12 protein-coding genes and 1 pseudogene are annotated in these 17,872 nt (G+C 73.7%); 7 read left to right on the top strand and 6 right to left on the bottom strand.

What is annotated here, in order from left to right; genetic code table 11:
• The first annotated feature begins 322 nt into the window (after positions 1-322).
• Positions 323-1,567, top strand: coding sequence for an ATP-binding protein (locus RBL05_RS04995; RefSeq protein WP_308740411.1), 1,245 nt, complete (start codon positions 323-325; stop codon positions 1,565-1,567).
• A 64-nt stretch (positions 1,568-1,631) separates the two neighbouring features.
• On the opposite strand, the gene RBL05_RS04990 is transcribed toward RBL05_RS04995, so the two are convergent.
• From RBL05_RS04990 to RBL05_RS04970, 5 genes are all read right to left on the bottom strand, one after another.
• Complete coding sequence (locus RBL05_RS04990) at positions 1,632-1,847, bottom strand: hypothetical protein (RefSeq protein ID WP_308740412.1); 216 nt, start codon at positions 1,845-1,847, stop codon at positions 1,632-1,634.
• A complete protein-coding gene (locus tag RBL05_RS04985) occupies positions 1,844-2,545 on the bottom strand; it encodes a hypothetical protein (protein ID WP_308740413.1) in 702 nt (233 codons plus the stop codon). Before RBL05_RS04985 ends, RBL05_RS04990 begins: the two co-directional genes overlap by 4 nt.
• 602 nt (positions 2,546-3,147) lie before the next feature.
• Positions 3,148-4,926: a metallophosphoesterase family protein gene (locus RBL05_RS04980; RefSeq protein WP_308740414.1), complete on the bottom strand. Its 1,779-nt coding sequence runs from the start codon at positions 4,924-4,926 to the stop codon at positions 3,148-3,150.
• Between the two features lie 4 nt (positions 4,927-4,930).
• The gene (locus RBL05_RS04975) at positions 4,931-5,200 is read right to left on the bottom strand and encodes a DUF3107 domain-containing protein (protein WP_308740415.1); all 270 of its coding nucleotides are present in this window, start codon (positions 5,198-5,200) and stop codon (positions 4,931-4,933) included.
• Positions 5,201-5,286: 86 nt separating this feature from the next.
• Entirely contained in the window at positions 5,287-5,949 is a 663-nt protein-coding gene (locus tag RBL05_RS04970) for a TetR/AcrR family transcriptional regulator (protein ID WP_308740416.1), read from the bottom strand.
• A 116-nt stretch (positions 5,950-6,065) separates the two neighbouring features.
• On the opposite strand from RBL05_RS04970, the gene RBL05_RS04965 reads away from it, so the two are divergent.
• From RBL05_RS04965 to RBL05_RS04955, 3 genes and pseudogenes are all read left to right on the top strand, one after another.
• Positions 6,066-9,335 (top strand): UrvD/REP family ATP-dependent DNA helicase, encoded by a 3,270-nt coding sequence (locus tag RBL05_RS04965; RefSeq protein WP_308740417.1) that lies wholly within the window; start codon positions 6,066-6,068, stop codon positions 9,333-9,335.
• A gap of 134 nt (positions 9,336-9,469) precedes the next feature.
• Positions 9,470-10,324: pseudogene (locus tag RBL05_RS04960) on the top strand (UvrD-helicase domain-containing protein); the annotation flags it as partial.
• On the top strand, positions 10,303-12,741 hold the full coding sequence (locus RBL05_RS04955) for a 3'-5' exonuclease (RefSeq protein ID WP_318604311.1): 2,439 nt from the start codon (positions 10,303-10,305) through the stop codon (positions 12,739-12,741). The pseudogene RBL05_RS04960 and the gene RBL05_RS04955, both read left to right, overlap by 22 nt.
• Positions 12,742-12,828: 87 nt before the next feature.
• Here RBL05_RS04955 and RBL05_RS04950 read toward each other — a convergent pair whose 3' ends face one another.
• Positions 12,829-13,821, bottom strand: coding sequence for a phosphotransferase (locus RBL05_RS04950; protein WP_308740419.1), 993 nt, complete (start codon positions 13,819-13,821; stop codon positions 12,829-12,831).
• Positions 13,822-13,870: 49 nt separating this feature from the next.
• Here RBL05_RS04950 and nudC point away from each other — a divergent pair, with 49 nt between their 5' ends.
• The 3 genes from nudC to RBL05_RS04935 all read left to right on the top strand — a co-directional run bounded on the left by nudC (position 13,871) and on the right by RBL05_RS04935 (position 17,807).
• On the top strand, positions 13,871-14,788 hold the full coding sequence (gene nudC, locus RBL05_RS04945) for an NAD(+) diphosphatase (RefSeq protein ID WP_308740420.1): 918 nt from the start codon (positions 13,871-13,873) through the stop codon (positions 14,786-14,788).
• 268 nt (positions 14,789-15,056) lie between these two features.
• Positions 15,057-17,186 carry an ATP-dependent DNA helicase UvrD2 gene (locus tag RBL05_RS04940; RefSeq protein WP_308740421.1) on the top strand — a complete coding sequence of 710 codons (2,130 nt, stop codon included), beginning with the start codon at positions 15,057-15,059 and terminating at the stop codon, positions 17,184-17,186.
• Between the two features lie 321 nt (positions 17,187-17,507).
• Entirely contained in the window at positions 17,508-17,807 is a 300-nt protein-coding gene (locus RBL05_RS04935) for a WhiB family transcriptional regulator (protein ID WP_050815754.1), read from the top strand.
• Positions 17,808-17,872 lie beyond the last annotated feature (65 nt).

The raw sequence follows: 17,872 nt of genomic DNA, 5'->3' as shown, positions 1-17,872 counted from the left end.
AGGAGACTCCGGACGTCCCTCGTAGAGCCGCCGGAGCTCCTGCAGGTCAGCGTCGGTGGGCTCGCGCCGGATAGAGAGACGCGGGTAGCGCGTGGTCGGCGGGCCGCTGAGACTGTCGAGGTCCATGCGGATTCTCCGCGCTGGTGTGCATACCTCTCGACTCAGGCGGATCAGGTCCGGTGAACGACGAGGCCCCACGGGAATCTCCTAGGGACCTCTTAAGTGCTCGTGTTGTCACTCAACACCTCCTGGCGTCGACTGACCGCGCACGCGCGCGCTGGTAACGTTATCGCTTGCCCGTCCTGCTGATAAAGTTATCAGCATGCGCACCGCGATCGACTGCCCTTTCAGCCCGCATGCCGACGTCGTGCCGCCGATCTGGGCCGGCCGCGTGGACCAGCTCCGGGACTGGGATGACATCGTCCGACCCCGGAAGATCTCGGGACTGCCCGAGCGTGGGCGCACCATGCTCGGCGAGGCAGGGCTCGGGAAGTCAAGCCTGCTGCGCAAGATCTCCGAGAAGGCCGTCGAGAAGGGTGACTGGGTCACGCCCCAGTTGCGCATCCCCTCCAAGGCGGATCCTCTGAAGGTGGTCGCCGCGGCCCTCCTTAAGCTCGCCGACACAGCCGGGCTGCCAACCCGTCGCGAGAAGCGACTCACCGACCTGCTCTCGCGCGTCTCGCAAATCTCGCTGAAGGGCTACGGACTCAGTCTTCGGGAGGCGGACGGTCCGGAGCCGTTCACCTCCCTCACCGAGCTGCTGGTCGAGATCGGGACCGCGGCGATGAAGCGCGGCGACGTCGTCGTTCTCATCCACATCGACGAGGTGCAGAACATCGCCGACGAGCATGTCCTCTCCCAGCTCCTCATCGCGCTGGGCGATGCCATGGCGCATGAGGTGCAGGTCACCGCTCCCGGCGGGCGGGTCATCGATCGAGTGCTGCCCATCGCCGTCTACCTCACGGGACTGCCCGACTTCGCCGACATGTCCTCCGCACGTCGCGGTGCGACCTTCGGGCGACGCTTCCAGACCACCACGCTCGAGTCTTTCGGCGATGACGATCTCGCGGCAGCCCTACAGCCCCTCGTCCTAGCCGGCTGGGAGGTGCCCGATGGTGTCGGCGGCACCCGCCCGGTGACCATGGCCCCGGAGGCACGCGACGAGATCCTCGAGCTCTGCAAGGGCGAACCGTTCCTCTTCCAGCTCGCCGGCCAGAAGGCCTGGTACGCAGGCAGCACCGACGTGATCACCCGCGAACAGGTACTGAAGGGCTGGGAGGATGCGGCGCGCGATGAGGCCGCGACGCACGTAGAACGGATCATCGAACGCCTGCCGGAGCGGGAGCGGGAGATGCTCGAGGCGATGGTGGGACTGCCGCCCGAGGAACGCAGCCTGAAGAACATCGCACAGGCGATGGGCTTCGAGAAGTCCACCCAAGCCGGGACCACTGCACAGCGCCTGGACACGATCCGCAAGATCATCCGCCGCGGGAAGGTTTACACCTTCCGCAACCGAGCGATTGAGGCGTTCCTCTCCAGCGAATGGCCCGACATCGATCCCGAGTGAGTCCCGCGATCCTCGTCTATGGACGGGAGGGGCCGAGTTCGCTGCGCGTGGAGCACTTGCGCCGTCAGAGACGCTCGACGGGCGCGGTCTTCGGCAGGTCATTCAGCGTCTGTCCCGTGCTGAGCATGAGGCTCACACACCCCGGGTGGTTTTTCTCGTGCGAGAGGACCGAGTCGTTGTCCTCGATCGACTGGACGATGCCCTCGTAGACCTTGCCCTGGTGCTCGAAGCGGACACTGTTCGCCCGCTGCATCTCGCGGATGTCCCATGCCTGGATCATGCTCGCTCCTCGGTACTCGGAGTGGGAATCGTCGAGACGCCTGACGGCGACTCGTACAGCCAGATCGCGCGGTCGAGCGCGCGAGTCTCGACGCCCAGCTCCTGGGCAGCGTCGGTGAGCAGCTTCGTCGCCCGTGCCACCGAGACCTTCTCCCCCACAGCGCGCCCGAGGAAAAGGCGGATCATGACGTCGGGTTTGGTCAGCGACCCGATTCCAGCGTTCATCAGCAGGTACTGCCAGGACAGTGGACCGAGCCCCTTCACCCGGGTCCATGCGCGGCGCACCTCGTCGTCCTCGGCGCGCTCCCTGAGCAACGCAGCAGTCGTGACCCCGCTGGCCTCGAGGTTGCCGAGCGCCTCGCGGATTCCGCCGGCGCGCAGCCGCTTCGTCCCGGGGAGCTTCGATTGGTTGCGAGTCACGTCGCGTGAAAAGTCTTCAGGTCCGCCCGCGGCGTCGATGGCAGCGATCAGGTCGGGTCCTGAGTCGGTCTCGGGATCCGCGCCTTCAGCCACTCGATGGGCGCGGTAGCGGCGCATCACCCGGATGACGGACGGCGTCCCGGCCCGGAGGGTGTGGACGGAGTTCAGCGCCGCCAGCGCCAGGGACTCGCGCATCTCGACGGGCGCACCCCAGGTGTCGGGGTCGCCGAGCTCGGAACGCACGGCGACGAGGACGCGCTGCAGCTGATCATCGGTCATGGTCGGAAGATACTGGACCGGAAGGACAGTCGAGAGCGATTCGGAGCCGTTGCCCGTCTCGCTACGCTCCAGCGTCCCGGGACCTCCGCCTCGTGCTCAGCCCTTCACGTTCGGCGGCCTGCAGGTCGTGCTGGCCGAGCAGCCAGTGCACCCAGGTCGCTCCGCGTCCCATCGCGAGCGACAGCGTCTGCATCGGCACGCCGCCCGCGACCAGGGCAGCGCACGCCTCTGCGAGCTCGGCACCTTCGTCGCCGCGGGTTTCGCGGTGTCCGGGGCGGTTCCGCGGAGCCTCGGGGCAGGTCTCATAGAGCCGCCGGAGCTCCTGCAGCTCGCCGTCGGTGGGAGCACGGCGTGTGGAGAGCCGCGAGTAGCGCGTGGCCGGAGGGCCGCTCACGCTCTCGAGGGCCGTCCCCACCGCGGTACGCGAGCAGCCCAGCGACACCGCGATCGACTGGATGTAGGGAGCGGGCGTGGTGCACATCCTTCCAGGCCGCCCTGCGGGCAAGCCAGATCAGATGTCACCTATCCATGCGGCAGTCCCTACGGCCGATTCAGGGTGATTCGAAGCCGCTCTAGGTCGTGTCGCGTCGTCGGTCCGGTTCCTACCCCTCGCCGCCGTCGCTCGCGCCCGGCGCGGGGCTCACCGGGTCGGTGGGCGTGACGCGGTCCTCGTCCGGCAGGCCCTCGCCGGGGGCGACCTCCTGCTCCGGCGGGACCGTGCCGTCGGGGGTCTCGGCGCCCTCGGGCACCTCGAGCTCGGCGTCCCCCTGCGGCATCTGGGAGCGGTGGATCGAGACGGAGACCAGGCCCAGCCCACCCATAGTGATGTCGTCGTAGGCGACGAGGCGTCCGGTCTCCCGGTCGAAGTAGAGCATCCGCGCGGTGAGGTCCAGCGGGTCCTCGCCCTGCAGCACCGGAGCGACGCCTCCGGAGGCGAGGGCGCCGCCGGTGGAACCGACCGTCAGCCAATCGGTGCCCGAGCCCTCCCGGTCCAGTTCGACCTTCGAGGTGTGCATGTGGCCGGAGAGCACCAGCGGAGCGCGGCCCAGGAGGCCGGCGGGCTGGGTCGGGTCGTGCAGCAGCGCCAGGTCGACGGGGTCCTCGGGATGGGCCTCGTCGTGCGCCTCGATCGTGTCGCCGAGCTGGAAGGCGCTCGCGGCGACCGCGTCCTTGCCCTCCTGCCAGCCGCTGCCGATGTCGGAGTCGTCGTCGGCCGCGAAGCGGGGATCGCCGATCCCGGCGATCGTCAGCCCCGCCACCTCGACCACCTCGTTGTCGACGACGGTGGCGTTCGGCTGCGCCTCGATCGTCGCCGCGGCCGCGGCGCCGTCGTGGTTGCCGCTGATGTAGACATAAGGGACGTCCAGCGTGCCGATCGTGTTCAGCAGCTCGTTCTCGACCGGGGTGCCCCACGAGACGATGTCGCCGGTGTCGATCACGGCGTCGATCGCGAACTGCGTGTGCAGCTGCTCGATCACGTCGTAGGCCTGCGGGTTGTCGTGGATGTCCGAGACGTGCAGCACCGTGACCAGGTTCTCCTGGTCCAGGCCCACGGGCAGGCTGTCCGCCGCGATGTACAGCGCCGAGACCTGTCCCACGAACTCCGCGAGGGTGTCGCGATAGCTCGCGTAGTCCTGTGCGGTCGCCTCGCCGAGGTCCGCGATGTAGGCGGCCTGGGAGAGCAGCCCCTCGAAGCGGGGCTGGGTCAGGGCGGCGGGGGAGAAGGTCACCGCCGCCGCGCCGACGGAGACGCCGACCAGCGCGACGGCGCTGCCGCCCGCGACCAGGGAACGGCGCACCCGGCGGAAGGTGAGGCCGACGGCGAGACCCGCACCGACGGCCGCGAACAGGGCGTTCATCGCCGCATTGCGCGCCGCGGCCGAGGTGATCGCCTCCGGGGCGCTGTTCTGCAGCTCGGCGAAGCCGGTGTCGGAGTAGAAGAGCGCCTCGGCCTTCTCGACGTCGACGCCCTTGACCCGCGCCTCGATCGACAGCGGCGCGGTGTGGGTGTCGAAGGAGACCTCGCCGATCGGCGGCAGCAGTAGCACCGTGTCCGAGGAGAGGGAGGGGCGCACGTGCACCGAGGCGGTCAGCGGGCCGACCTCGACCTTCGAGTCCGGCACCAGCAGCAGTCCGAGCATCGCGCCGAGCACCGCGACCACGGCGGTGGCGGTCACCTGCAGCGCCCGGGCACGGCGACGGCGCCGACGGCGGGCTCTCGCCTCGTCCGTCGGCGCCGGCTGCGCGGGGTGCTCGTCCTCGCGGTCCTGCGCGGAGCCGTCGGTCCCGGTGGGGCCGGCGTCGTCCGGGGACCCGGTCCCACCCGCTGCTGCCGCTCCCGCGGCGTCGTCCGCGGGGTCCGGCTCCTCGGGGGTGCTCAAGTCCTCAGCCGAGGAAGCCGACGCGGCGGGGCTCCTCGGTGGAGACCTCGGCGTAGGCGAGCTTCGCACCGGGGATCAGGACCTTCTTGCCCTTGTCGTCCACCAGGGTGACCGGGCTGCCGTCGGTGACGGCCGCATTGAGGCGCTCGAGCACCGCCTCGGCGTTCTCGTCGGACTCGATCACGAGCTCGCGGGGGGAGTGCTGGATGCCGATGCGGATCTCCATGACCTGACCTTCCCTCCGCTCACGGGCGGAGACGGGAGTGCTGTTCACGGCGAGTCTACGTGGACCCCCGTGCGCTTCGGCGCGCGTACGCCGCAGGCGGAACCGCGTCCTATCCGCGAGGGGCGAGCCGGTGCTCAGGGGCGGGAGGCATCCTGCTCGGGTGCCGGGTCGTCGGCGTCCCCACGCTCGGCGCCGGCCTGCTCCACCGGTGTGAAGCCCGTCAGGCCGTCGACCACCACGGCGGTCACGGTGCTGAGGATCTCGTCGCGCTCCTCGTCGTCGGCGGCGTCGTGGAGCTGCTGGGCGGTGGTCTGGGCGATGCCGATCAGGCCCCGGCCGAGAATCCTCGCCTGACCGGTGCTCAGCGCGCGATACGAGAGCAGCACCCCCGCCAGCTCGATCGACATCTCGTCGAGGATCCGGGTGACCCGCTCCTTGACCTCGTCCGAGACGACCTCGTGGCCGGTGAACAGGCGCAGCGAGTTCTTCAGCGACATGAGCTCGTAGAACCGTCGCATGCCGAGCCGGACCCGGTCCTCGGCGTCGCCGTCGCGCCCGGCCATGTCGCGGACCTCGACGAGCATCGCCTCGCCGATCGCGTCGAGGACCTCGACGTAGAGGGCCTCCTTCGAGCGGAAGTGCTGGTAGAGGACGGGCTTGGTGACCCCGGCGGCAGTGGCGATGTGGTCCATCGAGGTGGCCTGGTAGCCCTTCTCGGTGAACACCTCGGTGGCCAGGCGCAGCAGCTGCGAGCGACGCTGCTCGCGGGGCATCCGGGAGGTGGTGGGCGAGGACATGAGGTCAACCTCCGGAATCCGACATTAGGGATATCGGGTGATCCCGCACACTGTACCGCCGTCAGAGGCCTGTGCGGAGCATCGCGGACGTCAGGGCCATGGGGTCAAATGGTCCCATGCGACGCACCGGCACCATCACGGGGGAGGGCATCCGCCTGCTCGGACCCGATCTCGAGGCGCTGCCCGCGCTGCTGCCCGCCGCGCAGCTGGACTCGGGCCAGCGCCGCGCCCTGGACGCCGTCGCTGCCGGCCACCACGTGATCGTCCACGGCGGTCCCGGCAGCGGCCGCACCGCCCTCGCGCTCGCCGCGGCCGACGCCGTCGGGGAGGACGCGCTGCTGCTGGCCCCGCGCCGCCTCGCCGCCGGGCGTCTGCGCGATGCGCTCGCCGTCCGTGGGCACGGCACGGCCCGCGCCATGACCCCGCCCGCCCTCGCCCATGCGATCGCCCGCGCAGACGCGCTGCGCCGAGGGCTGGGCGAGCCGACCCTGGTCACCGGCGCGGAGCAGGACGCCCTGCTCGCCGAGCTGATCGCCGAGCGCCCGGCCTGGCACCTGGACGTCGACCCCGGCGCACGCACCTTGCTCGGCTTCCGCACCGAGCTGCGCGATCTGATCACCCGCGCCGGGGAGCTCGGCCTCGGTCCCGTCGCGCTCGAGGAGCTCGGCCGCGAGCACGACCGCCCCGCCTGGCGCGACGCCGCGGCGCTGCTGCGCGACTACCTCGGTGTGCTCGACCTCGAGGCCTCCGCAGCGCTCGACGCCGGACCCCGCCTCGACTCCGGCGCGCTGGTGCGCCGCGCCGCCGTGCTCCTGGCGGACCCGACCCTCCCCGCCACCTTCCGCACCGTGGTGGTCGACGACGCGCAGGACCTCACCGCCGCCGGCATCGACCTCGTCGTCGCGCTCGCCGCGGCCGGAGCGAAGGTGCTGGTGACCAGCTGCCCCGACGCGGCGGTGGACACCTTCCGCGGCGCCCTGCCCGATGCCGCCGCCCGGCTGCGCGAGGCCCTGCCCGGCGCGCCGCTCGAGATCACGCTGCACGGCGCGCACGGCGGCGAGGAGCCGCTGGTCGCCGTGGTCGATGCGCTGCGGGGCAGGCTTCCCCTCGCGGGCGCCCCGGCCGCGTCCCGTCGGCCCCGCGCCGAGCGACCGGGAGGACTCGTGGCGCTGCGCGCCGCGGACCCGCTGGACGAGGCGCGGCTGATCGGCTCCGCCCTGCGCGACCTCCACCACCGCGAGGGCGTCGACTACGACGACATGGCCGTGGTGTGCCGCTCCGGCGCGGCCGTCGCCGATGTCGCCGATCTGCTCTCCCGCACCGGCCTGCCCGTGCGGGTCCCGCGCCGCCCCCAGCCGCTGCGCGACGTCGCCGTGGCCGACGACCTGCTCACGATCCTCGAGCTCGGCCTCGCCCCGGCCGGCGTCCCGCTCGAGGCCCGCGCCGCGACCGCGCTGCTGCGCGGCCCCTTCGGCGACGCCGACGACCTGCGCCTGCGCCGCATCCGCCGCCTGCTGCTGGCCGCCCATCGCGCGGAGGAGGCGAGCGCGGCAGGGGAGGACCCGACGGGATCGGGAGCGTCGGAGGAGAGCGGCGCAGAGGAGTTCGAGCCGGCCGAGCACCGACCGAAGGACAGCACGGAGGATGCCCCCGCCCCGCCGGTCACGAGCGAGGAGCTGCTCGCCCGCGCCCTCGTCGAGGACGAGGTGCCCGGCCTTCCCGCCGCGGACGCCCGCGACCGCGCCGCCGCCCCCGTGCACCGGATCCGGGACATGATCCGCGCCGTCCGCGAGCACCGCGAGGACGGCGCCGAACAGGTGCTCTGGCACGCCTGGGACGCCTCCGGCCTCGCCGGCGGCTGGCGCCGCGCCGCGCTCGGCGACTCCGGGGACGTGGACGGCGCCCGTGCCCGGATGGCCGCGGCGAGGCTGGACGCGCTGCTGGAGCTGTTCGCCGCCGCCGAGCGCCTCACCGAGCGCCGCCCCGGCGCCGGGGCCCTCGACCTCGTCGAGCAGATCCGCGCCCAGGCCGTCGTCGAGGACACGCTCGCCCCGGCCGCCGCCGCCCGCGGCCGGATCGACGTGCTCACCCCCGCCCAGCTCGCCGGCGAGCACCGCGACACCGTCGTCCTCGCCCGCCTCCAGGAGGGCGCCTGGCCGGATCTGCGCCTGCGCTCGACCCTCTTCGGCGCCGCGGACCTCTCCCTGCTCGCCGGACCCCGTGCCGCCGACCCCGCCCCGGGCCCCGAGGCGCTGCGCGCCCTGCAGCGAGAGCAGGTCCTCGCCGACGAGCTGCGCCTGGCCGTCAGCGCCCTCGCCCGCGCCCGCACCCGCGTGCTGCTCACCGCGATCGAGGGCGAGCAGGAGGAGCCCTCCGCCCTCTTCGACGTGCTCGAGGACGCGGCGGGGGAGCCCTGGATCGACCCCGAGGTGCTGCGCCGCGACCCCGGCCCCGCCCCCGACGCGCGCCGCCTCGTCGCCGCGCTGCGCCGCCGGCTGCACGAGGAGGACCCCGTCCGCTCCCGCGACGCGGCCCTCGCCCTGGAGGCCCTGGGCCGCGCCGGCGCCCCCGGCACCGACCCCGGCCGCTGGTACCACCAGGAGCCCAGCTCGAGTGCGCCGCTGCACGGTCCCGAGGACCCGATCAGCCTCTCGCCCTCCGCTCTCGAGCGCGCTGTGGACTGCCCCCAGTCCTGGCTGATGGAGCGCGCCGGCGGCACCCGCGCAGGCGGCCCCGCCCAGCTGCTCGGCACCGCGATCCACCACCTCGCCCAGATCCACCCCCGCGGCGAGGTCGACCTCCTGGACGAGCTGCACACCCTGCTGCGCGGCATGCCCGGCACCGACACCTGGTCCGGGCGCCGCCGCGTGCGCCACGCCGAGGACGCCGCCCGCCTGCTCACCGAGCACCTCCGCGTCGCCGGCGAGCCCCTCGCCGTCGAGGCGCCCTTCGAGGTGGCGCTGGACCGCGTCCGCCTGCGCGGCAGCATCGACCGGATCGAGGGCGATGCGACCGGTCTGCGGGTCGTGGACCTTAAGACCGGCCGCACCGCGAAGTCCGCCGCGAAGGCCGAGGAGGACCTGCAGCTGGCCGCCTACCAGGCCGCCGTGCGCGAGGGGGCGCTCGCCGAGCAGCTCGGCGAGGACGCCCCCGAGCGGCTGAACGGCGCCCAGCTCGTCTACGTCGGCACCGGCGGGAAGAGGGCCGCGGTGCGCACCCAGACCGCGCTGGGCCGCGCCGAGCACCCCGAATGGTTCGACGAGCTCGTCCGCGACGTGGCCCGCGACGTCTCCGGAGAGCACGTCACCGCGCGTCGCAACGCGCACTGCGACCACTGCGCAGTGCGCGCGAGCTGCCCGCTCCAGCCCGAAGGAGAGCAGCTGTGACCACCGACTCCGTCCATGTCACCGCCCCCGGAGATCCTGCCGCCCGGTACTCCGCCGCGCAGCTCGCGGCCCTGCTCGAGCAACCCCCGCCCACCGCCGAGCAGACCTCCGTGATCGAGGCGCCGCTCGCGCCGATGCTGGTGGTCGCCGGCGCCGGCTCCGGGAAGACCGAGACCATGGCCTCCCGCGTGGTGTGGCTGATCGCCAACGGCATCGTCGAACCGCGCCAGGTGCTGGGCCTGACCTTCACCCGCAAGGCCGCCCACGAGCTCGGCGAGCGGATCGGCGCCCGCCTCGCCACCCTCGCCGCCGCCCTCCGCGGCGCCGGGGAGGAGCTGCCGCCCGGCCTCGAGCGCGGCGGCGACGAGCTCGTCGGCCAGCGACCCCTGGTCCACACCTACAACGGCTTCGCCCTGGACCTGGTGCGTGAGCACTCTCTCGCCGTCGGCATCGACCCGGACCTGACCATGATGTCCGCCTCCGCCTCCTGGCAGCTCGCCCACGAGATCGTCGAGGGCTGGGACGACTCCCTGGACCTCGAGGCCTCCCCGGCCACGCTCACCGCCGCCCTGCTCTCGCTGAGCTCCTCGCTCGCCGACCATCTCGTCACCCCCGAGCAGCTCGAGGCGCATCTGCGCGAGATCCGCGACCACCTCTCCCAGATCCCGTTGCAGGTCGAGGGCCGGCGACGCACCACCCCGAAGGACGTCGCGAAGGTGATCGACCAGCTCGAGCAGCGCCTGGCCCTGATCCCGCTGCTGCGCCGCTTCGCCGAGATCCGCACCGCCGACTCCGCACTGGACTTCTCCGACCAGGTCTCCCTCGCCGCCCGCATCGCCCGCGAGGTCCCCGCCGCCGCGGCCCTCGCCCGTCGCATGCACCGCGTGGTGCTGCTGGACGAGTTCCAGGACACCTCCGTCGCCCAGCTGCGCATGCTCACCGACCTCTTCGGCCCCGGGCATGCCGCCTGCGCCGTCGGCGACCCGCAGCAGGCGATCTACGGCTGGCGCGGCGCCTCGGCCGCCTCCCTCGCCGGCTTCGCCGACGCCTTCGCGACCGAGGCGCAGCCGGTCCTCCAGCGCACCCTGTCCACCTCCTGGCGCAACGACGAGGCCGTGCTCGCCGTCGCCAACCGCGTCGCCGCCCCGCTGCGCGCCGCCGGCGCCGGGATAGAGATCCCCGAGCTGCACCCCCGCCCCGGCGCGGGGAGGGAGCCTGCGAGATCCTCGAGGCGGCCGACGAGCGGGCCGAGGCCAGCGCGATCGCAGACTGGATCCTCGCCCGTCGCGCCGAGGACGGACGCGACGCAGGGGACGGCGCCGGCCCCGACGATGCCCCGCCCGCCTCCGCCGCGGTGCTCGTGCGCGCCCGCCGCCAGATCCCCGCCCTCGTCGCCGGGCTCGAGGAGAGGGGACTGCCCGCCCAGGTCGTCGGCCTCGGCGGGCTGCTGCACCGCCCCGAGGTCGCCGACGTGCGGGCCCTGCTCGAATGCGCCCACGACCCCGGCCGCGGCGACGCCCTGATGCGCCTGCTCACCGGGCCGCGGATCCGGCTCGGCGCCCGCGATCTCGCCGTCCTCGGCCGCTGGCGGGACCGGATGGGCTCCCGCCGACGGGCCGGCGCGGGCGAGGCCGGGGCCGTCGGCGCCCGGGACGAGGCCGAGGAGGTCTCCCTCGTCGACGCGGTCGACGACCTGCCGCCGGCGGACTGGACCGACCCCTCAGGCCGCTCCCTCACCCCCGTCGGCCGGGAGCGGCTGCTGCACCTCCAGCAGATGCTGCGCGAGATGCGGCGCCTGCTCCCGCTGCCTCTGCCGGACCTGGTCACCGCCGCGATCCGGGTGCTCGAGGTGGACCTCACGCTGCTCGAGACCGCCCCGGGCACCGGTGCGCTCGCCGACCTCGAGGCGTTCCGCGACCACGCCGCCTCCTTCGAGCGCACCGCCCGCCGCGGCGGTCTCGGCGCCTATCTCGACCTGCTCGAGATCAGCGAGGACGAGGAGGCCGGGCTCTCCGTCACCGCCGCGCCCGAGCAGGCCCACGACCCCGCCGCCGTGACCATCGTGACCATGCACTCCGCCAAGGGCCTGGAGTGGGACCTGGTCGCCGTCGCCGGGCTCACCGAGGGCTCCGTCCCCTCCTACGACCTGCGCCGCGCCAAGGCCGACGAGACCGGGCGGGTGCGCGTGCCCGGCGACGGCTGGCTCGGCAAGCTCGCCGGAGCCTCCGTCCCCACCGCGCTGCGCGGCGATGCGGACACCCTGCCCGAGCTCGCCTGGGCCGAGGCCGACACGCAGGTCGACGCCGAGGGGATCATCCAGGAGTACCGCTTCGCGCAGGGCGAGGAGGCGCTGGCCGAGGACCGTCGCCTGATGTACGTCGCCGTCACCCGCGCCAAGCGCCGCCTGCTGTTGACCTCCGCCGCCTGGCGCGAGGGGCTGCGCACCCCGCGGCCCCGCTCCCGCTATCTCACCGAGGCAGCGCCGCTGCTGCCCGAGGCGTTCCGCTCCGCGCAGGAGGTGCCGGAGGAGAACCCGCTCGAGTCCGAGCGGCCCACCGCCACCTGGCCGCCCGCCCCGGGCGAGGCCGAGCAGGCCCGCACCCGCGCCGCCGCCCGCCTCGCCGAGGTCGCGCGGGAGCAGTCAGTTCCGGAATCCGACCCGGCAGTCCCCGCGTCGGCCGCAGGGATCGAGGCGCCCTCGCTCGCCGACCCGGAGCTCGAGGAGCTCGTGCGACGCGCTCTCGCCGACCTCGCCCAGCACGCCGCCGCGCCCGCCGTGCACTCCCCACCGCGGCTTTCTGCTTCCCAGGTGGTGGCGCAGGCCCGCGACCCGCAGGCCGCCGCGATCGAGCTGCTGCGCCCGCTGCCGCGCCGCCCCTCGCCGGCCGCCGTGCGCGGCACCGCCTTCCACGCCTGGCTCGAGACCCGGTTCGAGAGCGCGACCCTGCTGGACCTCGAGGACCTCGCCGATCTCGAGGATCCGGAGGAGGAGCGCGCCCTCGCCGACGCCCGCGCCCTGCGCGAAGCCTTCGAGGCCTCCGACTGGGCGCACCGCAGCCCCCTCGCGGTCGAGCAGCCGGTCACCACCCGGATCGGCGAGATCGGGGTGCGCGGCGTGATCGACGCGGTCTTCGCAGACCCCGAGGGCGGCGACGGCACAGCAGGGCCCGACGGCACCGGCGGGGTGATCATCGTGGACTGGAAGACGGGCCGCATGCCCCGCCCCTCCCAGCTGCGCGAACGCTCGCTGCAGCTCTCGCTCTACCGCCTGGCCTGGCACGAGCGGACCGGTCTGCCGCTTCAGAACATCCGCACGGCCTTCCACTTCGTGGCCGACGGGATCACCCACGAGGTCACCGAGCACCCCTCCCGCGAACGGATCGCGGAGATGCTGTCGGGGGAGTGACGAGGCCGGAAGGCCGAGCCCGCCGCGGGCTCATGCCGGCCGGGGCATGCTCGGACGACCGATGTCGGTGAGGGAGCTGGGTCTCGCTCAGGCCTCGGAGCGGGCGCTGTCGGCGGACCGCCCGCCGTCCTCGTGCGCGTTCATCTCGTCGTAGGTGCGCTCGGCCTCCTCGCGCGCGATCTGGGCGAGGTCCGCGTCGAGGTCGGCGATCATGCCGCGGGCGTCGGCGACGATGTCCTCGTCCTCGATCTCCAGGCCGTGCTCGAGCCACTCCGCGACCGCGAACTCGCCCAGCGCCTGCGCCCGCTCCATCAGTCGGGGATGGCTGGAGGTGGGCAGCTCCTCGCGGTACGCGGCGTACAGGGAGTCGAACCGCTCCGGGTCCAGCGAGGAGATCAGCCAGGCCAGATCCGCCGCGGGATCGCCGACGATCGAGGAGGACCAGTCCCGCACGGCGCTGAGGCGCCGGCCCGAGACGAACAGGCTCTCCTCCGACAGGTCCCCGTGGATGAACTGGGGCGTGAAGTCCCACAGCTCCTGATCGGCCAGCAGCGCGTCCCACCGCTGCGCGACCGCGGCGGGCAGGTGCCCGGCGGCATGGACCTTGTCGATCCGGGCACGGTGGCGGGCGTGCAGCACCTCCGGGGTGAAGGACTCCACCCCGGCGGACTCCGCGGCGTAGCGCGGCACGGTGTGGATCCGGGCGAGGACCTCGCCGAGGGAGCGGGCGAGCTCCTCGCTGTGCTGGAGGTCGTCGAGCATGAGCGGCCGGCCGACGGGGGCCTCGGTCACCGCGCTGCGCCCGCCCTCGGGGAGCTTGACGTAGCCGAGCACGGGCGGGATCACGGCCTTCAGCGGGGTCCCGGTGAGGGCATCGGCGACGCGCAGGTCGCGCTCGAGATGGATCCCTGCCGCCGTGGTGGCGGGGGAGTGGACCAGCACTCGGCGGCCGTCCTCCGCGACCACTCCGGCGACGTCGAGATCCTCGACCGGGGTGGCGATGGAGGAGGCCCGCACCGGGGCCAGCCCGGGGACCGCCGCCGCGGCGAGGGCAGCCATGGAGTAGGAGTTGCGATGCACGCGTCCACCGTACCCGTCCCGACCCCGCCCGCCGGTTAGGCTCGAGGCCATGCCGACGCTCCGTGGACCGCATCTCAACACGCCCCTGACCCTCCTGGGCTCCGACCGCGACGCGCTGCTGCGCGGCGAGGACGGAGTGCTCGCCCCCGGCGAGGACGCCCGCTATCTCGTCACCCGCGCCGGGGCGGTCACCCTCTCCGAGGACGAGCACGGCACGCTGCACGCCGTGCTGGAGACCGCGGACCCTCGCGGCGGCACCACCCAGCCGCTGGTGCTGCTGGGCCGACGGGACGGCGTGCGGGTGCTCGCCGTGGAGATCCCCGAGCCGAGTCCCGAGCTCGACGACCCCGGCCGTGATCTGCGCGACCTCCGGCGCGTCGCGGACCGGCTGGCCGATGCGGATGCCGACCTCGCCGCGGCCGCGGTCGCGATGGGTGCCTGGCACCGCTCGATGCGGCACTGCCCGCTGTGCGGCGGGCTGCTCGAGCCCGAGAAGGCCGGCTGGGTGCTGCGCTGCCGTGAGGACGGCGTCGAGCAGTTCCCCCGCACCGACCCGGCAGTGATCATGGCCGTGCGGGACGGCCAGGACCGCCTGCTGCTGGCCCGCAACGCCCACTTCCGCGGCCGCTTCCACTCGGTGCTCGCAGGCTTCGTCGAGCCCGGAGAGAGCCTCGAGAACGCCATCGCCCGGGAGGTCGCCGAGGAGGTGGGCGTGACCGTCACCGAGGTCGAATACATGGGCAGCCAGCCCTGGCCCTTCCCGCGCTCGCTCATGCTCGGCTACCGCGCCTGGGCGCCGGAGGCAGGCGAGCTCACCCTCCAGGACGAGGAGATCGCCGAGGCGCGCTGGTTCAGCCGCGAGGAGCTCGCCGCCGCTCTCGCGGCCGACGAGATCGAGCTGCCCGGCCCCGCCTCGATGGGCCGCGCCCTGATCGACGACTGGTACGGCCGCTCCGCCGAGGCCTGAGCGGCGCTTGCCGGCCCGGCTCGACCTGCGGGGTCCTGATCGACCTGCTGCCCTCGGCTCGACGTCGGCGAGGGCAACGGTCAGTCGATGGCGCGTGGCGTACCTCTACGCCTATATAGGCGTAGCGGGACGCCACGCGCCATCACCCGTGAGGTGCGGGCCGAGACTACCCCGGCCGCTCGTGTCCCGACGCCCCGGCGAGGTGTGAGGCACCCGCCGTCCACAGCACCCAGTGGAGCGTCGCACCGCCCTGGCAGGATGGAGGGCGATGACCGACCAGACCGCCGCCCCCGACGCCACCGCCCCGTGCGCCCCGCCAGATGCGGAGTCGCTCCTCGCCGCGCTCGACCCCGAGCAGCGCGAGGTGGCGGAGAGCTTCGGCACGCCGCTGTGCGTGCTCGCCGGCGCCGGCACCGGGAAGACCCGCGCGATCACCCACCGCATCGCGTACGGCGTCAGCACCGGTCAGCTGAACCCCCGCCACGTCCTCGCCGTCACCTTCACCGCGAAGGCCGCCGCCGAGATGCGCTCGCGCCTGCGGGACCTGGGCGTGCCCGCCGTGCAGGCCCGCACCTTCCACTCCGCCGCGCTGCGCCAGCTGCGCCACTTCTGGCCCCGCGTCGTCGGCGGGCCGATGCCCGACATCATCCCCAGCAAGTACGCCGCGGTGGGGGAGGCCTGCTCCCGCCTGCACCTCAGCGTGGACCGCGCGGCGCTGCGCGACATCGTCGCCGAGGTCGAGTGGTCGCGGGTGTCGATGCTGACCCCCGAGACCTATCCGGACGCGGCCGCGCAGGCCCGCCGCCCGGGCGTGGCCGGCTTCGACTCCCGCTCCATCTCCCGCATCCTCACCCAGTACGAGGAGGTGAAGAAGGAGCACAACGTCATCGACTTCGAGGACGTGCTGCTGCACATGGTCGGCTTCCTCACCGAGCGCGGCGACGTCGCCCGCGAGGTCCGCTCCCAGTACAAGCACTTCGTCGTCGACGAGTACCAGGACGTCTCCGCCCTGCAGCACGCGCTGCTGCGGCTGTGGCTGGGCACCTCCGACGACCTGTGCGTGGTGGGCGACGCCGCCCAGACCATCTACACCTTCGCCGGCGCCCGCGCCTCCTACCTGCTGGACTTCCGCAGCGAGTTCAAGCGCGCCCGCACCATCCGCCTCGAGCGCAACTACCGCTCCACCCCGGAGATCGTGCGCATGGCCAACACCGTCCTCGACGGCGCGCAGGGCCGCACCCGCGCCGGTCGTCTCACCCTCGTCTCCCAGCGCGATGCCGGGCCGCCGCCGCTGGTGGAGTCCTTCCCCGACGACGCCGCCGAGGCCGACGGGATCGCCGACCGCATCGGCGCGCTGATCGGCGAGGGCCGCACCGCCTCCGAGATCGCGATCCTGTTCCGCACCAACAGCCAGTCCGAGGCGTTCGAGCAGGCGCTCACCGCCCGCGGCATCGGCTACCTGGTGCGCGGCGGGGACCGCTTCTTCGAACGGCAGGAGGTGCGGCGCGCGATGGTGTCCCTGCGCGCCGCGACCCGGGTCGAGCAGCTCGACCCGGCCCGCGCCGTCCGCGACGTCCTCTCCCAGCAGGGCTGGTCCGAGCAGGCCCCGGAGACCACCGGCGCGATCCGCGACCGCTGGGACTCGCTGAACGCCCTCGTCGGCCTCACCGACACCATCACCGCACGGCCCGGCGCGACCATGGCCGACGTGGTCCGCGAGCTCGAGGAGCGGGCCGAGTCGCAGGCCGCGCCCGTCGTCGATGGCGTCACCCTCGCCTCCGTCCACGCCGCCAAGGGCCTGGAGTGGCCGGTCGTGTTCGTGGTCGGCGCGAGCGACGGGCTGCTGCCGATCTCCATGGCCAAGACCCCGGCCGAGGTCGAGGAGGAGCGGCGACTGTTCTACGTCGCCCTCACCCGCGCCCGCGACCTGCTCACCGTCAGCTGGGCCGCGGCCCGCACCCCCGGCGCCCGCGGCTCCCGCAAGCCCTCCCGCTTCCTCGACGGGGTGCTCGCCCATCCCGACTCCCCGCGCACCGCGCCCGGTCCCGGACCGCGCCGCACCGGCCGCCGCTCCGCCACCGTCTACTCCGAGTGCCGGGTGTGCGGGCAGGGCCTCGTCTCCGCCGCCGAGCAGCGGCGCGGCCGCCACGACGGCTGCCCCTCCACCGCCGGGCCCGAGCTCCTCGCCGAGCTGCGCAGCTGGCGCCGCGAGGAGTCCGGGCGGCGCGGCGTCCCCGCATACGCCGTGCTCACCGATGCCGCCCTCGAGGCCGTCGCCGAGCGCGCGCCCCGCACCGAGGAGGAGCTGCTGGCCGTGCCCGGGATCGGCCCCGCGAAGGTCTCCTCCTACGGCGCCGCGTTGCTGCAGATCCTCGCCGGACCCTCCGAGAAGGACTGAAACCGCAGGTCAAAAAATACTTCTGCATTCGCCGGGACGGGTGTAGAGTCCTCTACGTCAATCGTTCGGGTCGTGAGCCGGGAAGCCGGGGCACGCGCACAGAAAGGGGGTGGGTCTCGTGATCGTTTTCAGGAATCTGGCAGGAGCTGGCCTGCGCCCCCTCGGCGCGCCCGCTCTTCTGCCGCGCGAACGGGGCTATGCCCCCGCGGTGCTCCGCCTGAGCTGACGAGGTCCACCCTCGCTGCACGGGGCGGCGCCGGCGCCGCCCCCTCCCGCCCCTCCCGGGGCCGTCCTTCCCGACGACGTCGAAGCAGCGAGACGATGACTTCTCTACTGACCACCTTCCTGAACCCTGCGGACGCCTCCGCAGACATGCTGCCGTGCCACGACGCGGACGCGGCCGACCTCTTCTTCTCCGAGCGCCCCGCCGACCTCGAGCAGGCCAAGCTCCTGTGCGCCGACTGCCCCCTGATCCAGGAGTGCCGCCAGGGCGCCCTGGACCGGGGCGAGCCCTGGGGCGTCTGGGGAGGCGCGATCTTCCAGGACGGCCGCATCATCGCCGTCAAGCGCGGCCGCGGCCGCCCGCGGAAGAACCCCCTCCCCGACGCCGACGCGGCATGAGCGCGCCCGCGACGGGCGAGGGGACGACGAAGGGCGGGGCACCGATGGTGCCCCGCCCTCCGCGG

It is taken from the genome of Brachybacterium sp. GU-2, assembly GCF_030866705.2.
GTDB lineage: Bacteria > Actinomycetota > Actinomycetes > Actinomycetales > Dermabacteraceae > Brachybacterium > Brachybacterium conglomeratum.
Note: the sequence above shows the minus strand (reverse complement) of the source record. Positions and strands in the feature narration are given on the sequence as shown.